Source organism: Moorena sp. SIO3I6 (genome assembly GCF_010672095.1).
The window spans coordinates 1-7581 of sequence record NZ_JAAHHU010000240.1 but is presented as its reverse complement, the minus strand read 5'-3'; the positions used below and the strand labels follow the sequence as shown (position 1 = coordinate 7581).

Genomic DNA, 7581 nt, shown 5'->3' with positions numbered 1-7581 from the left:
TTGACTACTTGATCATCGGAGATTAACAAGATAGCCAGGGGAATTAACACGGAGATAAATGAGACACTAATGAAAATTGCTCCGTGACATAATGCTGATAAAAGCTTGCGCTTGTCGGGGTCATAGTCGATGTTATTTTTTTGGTCATAAACCATAATAGAGCTCCTTTATTTCGATAATGTATTCAATTTTACTTACCTATAATCATAGCATTTATCTCCCTATACTATAGGTAGTAAATTCCGTCCAAAATCAGGTATGAAATCACCACATTATTGATTAGTTATTATTTAGTATAATTAGCAAAAGTATAGAACAGGGAATGGGAAAACGGGAATAGGTGAATTCGCCTCAGGGCTCAATTATCAAGACTAGTTTTGGACGGCAAGCTAATGGTCTATTAGTCATTAGTCATTTGTAACTACGAGCAGACTCTGGTCAATCAGAAAGGACTAATAACCATAAAATTATGTCAGAATGTAAAGGAAAGTCCCCTATCTAGTCTTTTCGGATGTCCACTGAACTTGAGGCAGAATTGCTCAACGCTGTTGAACACCGCCGTAACTTTGCGATTATTTCCCACCCGGACGCGGGTAAAACTACATTGACAGAAAAATTATTACTCTATGGTGGAGCAATTCACGAAGCCGGAGCAGTGAAGGCACGGCGAGCTCAGCGCAAGGCAACCTCGGACTGGATGGAAATGGAGCAACAACGGGGAATTTCGATTACCTCGACGGTGTTGCAGTTTGCCTATGAGGACTGTCAGATTAATTTACTGGACACACCCGGACACCAAGATTTCAGTGAAGATACCTATCGCACTCTGGCAGCAGCTGATAATGCGGTGATGCTGATTGATGCAGCAAAGGGTCTAGAGCCCCAAACCAGGAAATTGTTTGAAGTGTGCAAAATGCGATCGCTTCCTATATTTACCTTTGTCAACAAGCTTGACCGTCCCGCACGAGAACCCCTAGAACTACTCGATGAGATTGAGCAGGAGCTGGGGTTACAAACCTATGGGGTCAACTGGCCGATTGGCATGGGCGATCGCTTTAAAGGAGTGTTTGACCGCCGCAGACAACAAATCCACTTGTTTGAACGCACCGCTCACGGCTCCCGGGAGGCGAAGGATACGGTAGTTAATTTGGGGGACCCCCAGATTGAACAGCTGCTAGAACAAGACTTATATTATCAACTCAAGGAAGAGTTAGAAATTCTCGATGGTGTTGGTCCAGACCTGGATTTAGAGCTGATTCATTCCGGTCAAATGACCCCTGTGTTCTTTGGCAGTGCCATGACTAATTTTGGGGTGCAGCTGTTTCTGGATGCTTTTTTGGACTATGCCCTGAAACCAGAATCTCGTAAATCTACAGTAGGCGAGATTCCTCCCACTTATCCAGACTTTAGTGGCTTTGTGTTTAAGCTGCAAGCGAATATGGATCCCAAGCACCGGGATAGGGTGGCCTTTGTGCGGGTGTGTACGGGTAAGTTTGAAAAGGATATGACTGTCAGCCATGCTCGTACTGGTAAAACCGTTCGTTTGTCAAGACCCCAAAAGCTGTTTGCTCAAGACCGAGAATCCATTGATGTTGCCTATGCAGGGGATGTGATTGGTTTGAATAATCCGGGGGTGTTTGCGATTGGGGATACGATTTACAACGGTAAGAAGTTGGAGTATGAAGGTATTCCTTGTTTTTCCCCAGAATTGTTTGCTTATTTGAAGAATCCTAACCCCTCTAAGTTTAAGCAGTTCCAGAAAGGGGTGAAGGAATTGCGGGAAGAAGGGGCTGTGCAAATTATGTACTCCGTTGATGAGTCGAAGCGGGATCCAATTCTGGCAGCAGTGGGACAGTTGCAATTTGAAGTAGTGCAGTTTCGCCTCAGAAATGAGTATGGCGTAGAAACCAGGTTGGATATGTTGCCCTATAGTGTGGCTCGTTGGGTAGCCGGTGGCTGGGAAGCCTTGGAAAAAGCTGGGCGTTTGTTTAATACTGTGACAGTCAAAGATAATTGGGGACGTCCAGTGCTACTGTTTAAAAATCAGTGGAATTTGCAGCAAGTCGCAGAAGATCATCCAGAGTTGGATTTGAATTCTAGCGCTCCTGTGGTGTCTGGTTCTGAACCCAAGTCTACATAGCATTTATGTGACGGGGTGATAAGCCGCCTTGTTAGCCTTACTGGGTTTGGGGTGTAGGGTATGGTTTCTAGCCAACTAATCCCACTACCCCTCTAGTTTCTAGAGGATCCTAGGCACGAACGAGCCGCACACCGTTAATCCTTAATAAGACCTTCGACGCCTAGAACTACGGGGACGTTGTCTCGAATAAGAGCGCTCTTCATCCCTCAATTTACGACTAACTTGGACAAAGACATCTCGTTGCACGTAAGGATAGTCATTTACCCAAATGTCTAAGCTAGGAATATATATATCACTGGTCTGGGCAATCTTCCCTAAGTCAGGCTGATTGGACATAACCAACATCTGAGCAATTTGTCCAGGTGAAATATTTTTGTGGAGGCGTTCTAGGGGAACTTGCAGCTGACTTATAAATCCAGTTTCATCTTCGACTTCTAGATTTAACCGTCTCTCCCGGTGTTCCACAATTACCAACTCACCCCGCTGATTGACTTGTTCTTCTGTACCAATCAACTCCTCCGTCACAAATACATCCTCGATTCGACCCTGCCAGAAGCCACTATAGCCATATCGGCGCATCTTTAGGTTTCGCATACTTGCCCAATATACGGGACCCCACAACCAGTAAAGCCCTGCAGTGATCTCGAATAATACCCGGAAGGGAGCAAAAGCTGAACCAAGCATCAAAGCTAAAATTAAAATCACCACAACTGCGATTAAAGAAATTAACAGTCGCCTTAAAAAATCTCGAAACTTGCCCCAGTAGTAGCGATACTGGAGCCCCGTGGCTAGGACGGGAACGATTTGTTCAAACTTCTGGCGAGTGATCGGAATTAGCATGGGTTTTGTACTTAGTTCTTAGTCCTTAGTCTTTAGTTAATTAATCTGTCTTTAGTGTTTAGTTTTTAGATTTCTTGTGATTGATCTCAATTTTGACAAATCACGAATGACTAATGACTAATGACCAATAACTCGTCACAAGATTTTCTCTAACCCATATAGTAGACCTTTGAGCTGGGTAACTTTGCGAATCGCGAGCAGTACTCCTGGCATATAGCAGGAACGGTCGCTGGTGTCGTGACGTAGGGTGTAAATTTGACCAGGGGCACCGAAGATGACTTCTTGGTGAGCAATTAAGCCAGGTAAACGCACGCTATGAATCCGAATATTGTCTTCTGCAATACTTCCCCTGGCACCTTTTAGTTTTTCGGTTTCTTCCACCATTGCCGGATTATAGGTTTTACCTGCTCCAGCCATTCGTTGGGCGGTTTGAATGGCAGTACCGCTGGGAGCGTCGGCTTTTTGGTTGTGGTGGAGTTCGATGATTTCTACGTGGTCAAAGTATTGGGAGGCTTGCACAGCTGCTTGTTGCAGTAATGCCATACCAATGGAGAAGTTGGGGATAATTAGGCAGCCAGTGCTGGCTTTTTCAGCAAATTCTGAGAGGTCTTTGATTTGGTCGGGACTAAGACCAGTGGTGCCAACTACGGGGCGGACACCGTATGCGATCGCAGTTCGGATGTTCTCGTATATGCTATCAGGGTGGGTAAAGTCTACCATCACCCCTTGGGTTTTTTCTTGGGTAGCAAGAACTAGATTGGCTTGCAGGTCATTGAGAATGGGAATTTCAACTGGTTCGCACCCCGCAACTTCTCCGGCGTCTTGACCTAGATACTTAGGATTGGTATCGATGGCACCGATTAGGGTTATGTCTTGGGCTTGAGATACAGCCTTAATCACCTCTCGACCCATTTTTCCGGCGGCACCGTTTACTACTACTGGAATGGGATTTGAATTGGACATGGTTTCAGGATAGTTTGGGGCTCTGCCAAGGGAATTCTAGTGTATATTGGGAGTTTTGGTGGGAGTGGGCTTAGGGGATGGAACCGTGAAGACCCGAGCGGACACCACGGATAGCACTAAGGGTAGATGGGTTCAAATCTTGCTTGTAGTTATAAGCCCCCGTTATTAGCCCCCAAATTCATCCCAAATTCAAGTTTACTATGCTCTTTATCGGTGAGGCTAATCCTGAAAGAAGCGATTAGTGCTGTAGTGGTAGGGTAGGGCGTGGGTCAGCATCTGGCTGAAATGAATTGTCACGGCTATACTAGCAAAGTCAGTATATGTTTGTAACTAGCTTAATTTGGTATATGAGTAGTGCTGTTAAAGTAGTTCAACCCACAGGCATTCTAGATGGTACACAAGCTGCCAGTTTTCGTCAAGAGGTTGCTGAGCTGGTGGAATCTAACGCAGATATTATTTTGATTGATTTTAAAGATGTTACTTTTATGGATAGTTCTGGTTTGGGAGCGTTGGTACTTGCTCTGAAAACTATTCGTGCTGCTGGGAGCAAGATGTATATCTGCTCAGTTAATGAGCAAATCAAAATGTTATTTGAACTGACCAGCATGGACAGAGTTTTTGAAATCTTTTCTACACGAGAAGATTTTGAAAGCGAGGTGCTTTCTACAAGATAATTCCAGGGAAGTCTATAGGGCGATCGCCCTTGGGCGTAGCCCTTTTCAAATCCTAGGTTTTGTTTCAGTAAAGGTAGGAAGATGGTTTAGGAAAATTACCTAACCCTTAATTAACCTGAGTTCGACATAACCAACTATCCTCCGATTTAGGATTGAGGAGTCAGGATTATCCAGTCAAAAGTCAGGATTCATAATAATTAGTTGTCCAGTAATTTTGAACATAAATTGGCAAAAAAAGCCACCAATCGTTCTTTATCGGCCCACTAACCTGGCTGAATGCTTCTGATGATTGACTGCCATTGATTATCCTGTCTACTCATTAAAATATGCCAATTTATTTCAGGTAAATGAGGTTGATTATTCCAGGGAAAGTGTTCATAAAAAATTGATTTCCAGTAACGATAAATCATCATCAAAATAGTGTTTAGGGTTCACGGCTTCCAGAGATTTCAAAATCAAATCTAGGTGACAAGCACCATTGTGATTTTGCTTACACTCTGCCAGTAACCTAATGAAGGGCTCAAGTCCCCAAACGTTCCCATTGGATTGGTTAATCTCGTAAATCCCATCGCTGAATATATATAGGGTGCTCGATTCAGTAATTTCACAGCACTGATCAATGTAATCGGCATCTGGGAACATACCAACGGGTAAGCCAGGGGTTTTTAGACGTTGTACTTCCATCAAGGAACCATGGGTCTGAGCAATTAATATTGCGGGTGGATGTCCTGCACTAGCATAGACCAGTTGACGCTTGACCTGGTTATATACCCCATACCAGACCGTGAAGTATTTATCATTTCGCTCAGTGATCTGGAAGGTTTGGTTCAACCCTCGTAGAACATCACTCGGTTGATAGTAGTTAATCGACTTTAGAGCCCGCGACCTGAGTAAATTTAGCACTGAAAGTGTGGGCAAGGCAGCTCGTAAGCCATGTCCAGCAGCATCCAGCAGATAAATTGCCAAATGCTCTGAGTCTAGCCAATAATAGTCAAAGCCATCACCTCCCAGTTTTCGGGAGGGAATAAATCGGGTGTCGATGGTCACCGATGGTTTGATCATCCGGTCTGGAAGAATCGAACTAACATACTCTGCTGCCTCGGCTAATTCTCCCTCCAACAACTGCTTTTGGTGCTGCAAATCATGACTTAGTTGATGTAACCTCAAGCCAGCTCTGACTCGTGCGTTCAACTCTGCTATTTCGATCGGCTTACACAGAAAGTCATCTGCTCCAGCATCTAACCCCTCTACCCGGTCTTCAATGGAATTTCGAGATGTCACCAGAATAAATATGGTGGTTGAGAGTCCCGGTGTTGCCTTGAGTTGACGACAGACATCCAATCCATTCATACCGGGCATAATCCAATCGCAAATGACTAGGGCTGGACGTAACTTTTGTACCTGCACCAAACCTTCTTCGCCGTTGCTAGCTACAGCTACCTCATAACCCTGCTTGTAAAGGGTTCGTTTCAGTAACATCTGAATGGCTGGATCATCATCAATAATCAGAATTTGGTTCATGGCACTGAGGTTGTACAAATTACTCTAGGATTTATCAATACACTGACTTACAATCAGGACAGCAAGTAGATTCTGACCGGCTGAATTTCACGAAACCTTGATCAGACCCCAAGGTAAGTTAGACTGAGTTACTTTTATTGATGGCATTCCCTATTGGCATACCGGATTTATTTGTTCCTAACTTCCTTCTCTTGCACCGCTTCCGGTTTCTTCCCCCTTTTCGCGCATCTCAATCAATCTTTCCGATTTTGGGCAACAGCTTCTAGGGGGTCTTGCCCCCTAGAGGGCGAGACCCCCTGGCTTGATAGAAAACGGGAAAAGAAACCCCATTTGCCCCAATGGTTTTCCCAGTGCTTCTGGCAAAGCTTCTGGAAAAAATTTTCTTTGAAGGCATTGAGTATTAGTCCATGGTAGAGGGAGATATAAATCTAGGTTAAACTGGATTCCTTGATCTTAGAGTACCCTTTGGAGAGAATCAGGCTTCAATGTGGTTGATGTATGTGGTTGATGTATGTGGTTGATGTAAAAGATTTTGAGGAATTGAAAAAATTGAAAACATCTATCCAAAAATTTCCTAGCGACCTTAAGGCGTTAGAAAAGGCTTTGGGATGGTTTGACCAGTTCAAACCATCGTCTGTTCGCCAAAAAGTCTGGTTGCAGTGCCAATTAGCTCTCGCTGAAGGATTTACCAATGCTGTTCGCCATGCTCACAAAGATTTGCCAGAAGACGTTTCCATTGATGTTGAAGTTACTTTATTCCCCCAGCGCTTAGAGTTACGCATCTGGGATCAAGGACCTCCCTTTGATTTAGAACAGCGGCTGACAGACATCAAGCAGCAAATGAACCTTGAATCTGGTGGTGGACGTGGCATCGCAATACTAAAAAAAATTGCTGATCATCTCAGCTATACCCGTACCGATGACAACCGGAACTGTTTGTTAATTGTGAAGTGTTATCAGGAATTGGGAAAGAGCGATTTAAAAACTTTTTGTAAAGAAAATGTTAACGAGTCTCGATTACCAATTGTCCGACCGATGGAGTAGGATAGTTAGATGGGTGACCTAAGTGCCTGAAACTCTGATGCTGTGCTAGTTAGACTTTTGTTGACATTTATTTATACTCAGCAGAGAATAACACAAAATCTTTAATATTCTGAGTAATTCACTATTTTGTTTGGCAACACCATACCGGGTTTGGAAGAGTATGCTCACAAAATGCGATTGACGTTCCGTCACGCTACGCGATCGCATCCAACCGCCCTTTTCGGTAACCTTACTGGCCGCAAAGACTCTCGGTTATCACGGATAACCGTTTCTGTTGCTATGGGACAGTTACTTGCACAATTATTTTGATCCTAAATAGAATTTACGGTAGCAGGCTTTGGTGAATCCTTAGCAACACGTTGACCTGTCATCACCATAGGAACCCCATTTTCAGGAGCA

The 7581-nt window shown here is 44.1% G+C and carries 7 protein-coding genes and 1 pseudogene; 4 read left to right on the top strand and 4 right to left on the bottom strand.

All coding sequences use genetic code 11. The annotated features are described in order from the left end of the window. A pseudogene (locus tag F6K49_RS32620) lies at positions 1-155 on the bottom strand (DUF4870 domain-containing protein); the annotation flags it as partial. Positions 156-511: 356 nt separating this feature from the next. Between F6K49_RS32620 and prfC the strand changes: the two are divergent. After that, positions 512-2140 carry a peptide chain release factor 3 gene (gene prfC / locus F6K49_RS32615; RefSeq protein WP_293103325.1) on the top strand — a complete coding sequence of 543 codons (1629 nt, stop codon included), beginning with the start codon at positions 512-514 and terminating at the stop codon, positions 2138-2140. Positions 2141-2281: 141 nt separating this feature from the next. Here the strand turns inward: prfC and F6K49_RS32610 are convergent, their stop codons facing one another. Both F6K49_RS32610 and dapB read right to left on the bottom strand, forming a co-directional pair. Continuing rightward, positions 2282-2980 carry a phosphate ABC transporter permease gene (locus tag F6K49_RS32610; RefSeq protein WP_293103323.1) on the bottom strand — a complete coding sequence of 233 codons (699 nt, stop codon included), beginning with the start codon at positions 2978-2980 and terminating at the stop codon, positions 2282-2284. 135 nt (positions 2981-3115) lie between these two features. After that, the gene (gene dapB, locus F6K49_RS32605; RefSeq protein WP_293103321.1) at positions 3116-3943 is read right to left on the bottom strand and encodes a 4-hydroxy-tetrahydrodipicolinate reductase; all 828 of its coding nucleotides are present in this window, start codon (positions 3941-3943) and stop codon (positions 3116-3118) included. 347 nt (positions 3944-4290) lie between these two features. On the opposite strand from dapB, the gene F6K49_RS32600 reads away from it, so the two are divergent. Beyond that, positions 4291-4617, top strand: a complete 327-nt coding sequence (locus F6K49_RS32600) for an STAS domain-containing protein (RefSeq protein ID WP_293018849.1) — start codon at positions 4291-4293, stop codon at positions 4615-4617. Positions 4618-4992: 375 nt separating this feature from the next. On the opposite strand, the gene F6K49_RS32595 is transcribed toward F6K49_RS32600, so the two are convergent. Continuing rightward, complete coding sequence (locus tag F6K49_RS32595; RefSeq protein WP_293018850.1) at positions 4993-6138, bottom strand: SpoIIE family protein phosphatase; 1146 nt, start codon at positions 6136-6138, stop codon at positions 4993-4995. A gap of 549 nt (positions 6139-6687) precedes the next feature. Here F6K49_RS32595 and F6K49_RS32590 point away from each other — a divergent pair. Beyond that, the gene (locus tag F6K49_RS32590) at positions 6688-7182 is read left to right on the top strand and encodes an ATP-binding protein (protein ID WP_293018852.1); all 495 of its coding nucleotides are present in this window, start codon (positions 6688-6690) and stop codon (positions 7180-7182) included. A 126-nt stretch (positions 7183-7308) separates the two neighbouring features. Then, positions 7309-7491 carry a hypothetical protein gene (locus tag F6K49_RS32585; protein WP_293018854.1) on the top strand — a complete coding sequence of 61 codons (183 nt, stop codon included), beginning with the start codon at positions 7309-7311 and terminating at the stop codon, positions 7489-7491. Positions 7492-7581 lie beyond the last annotated feature (90 nt).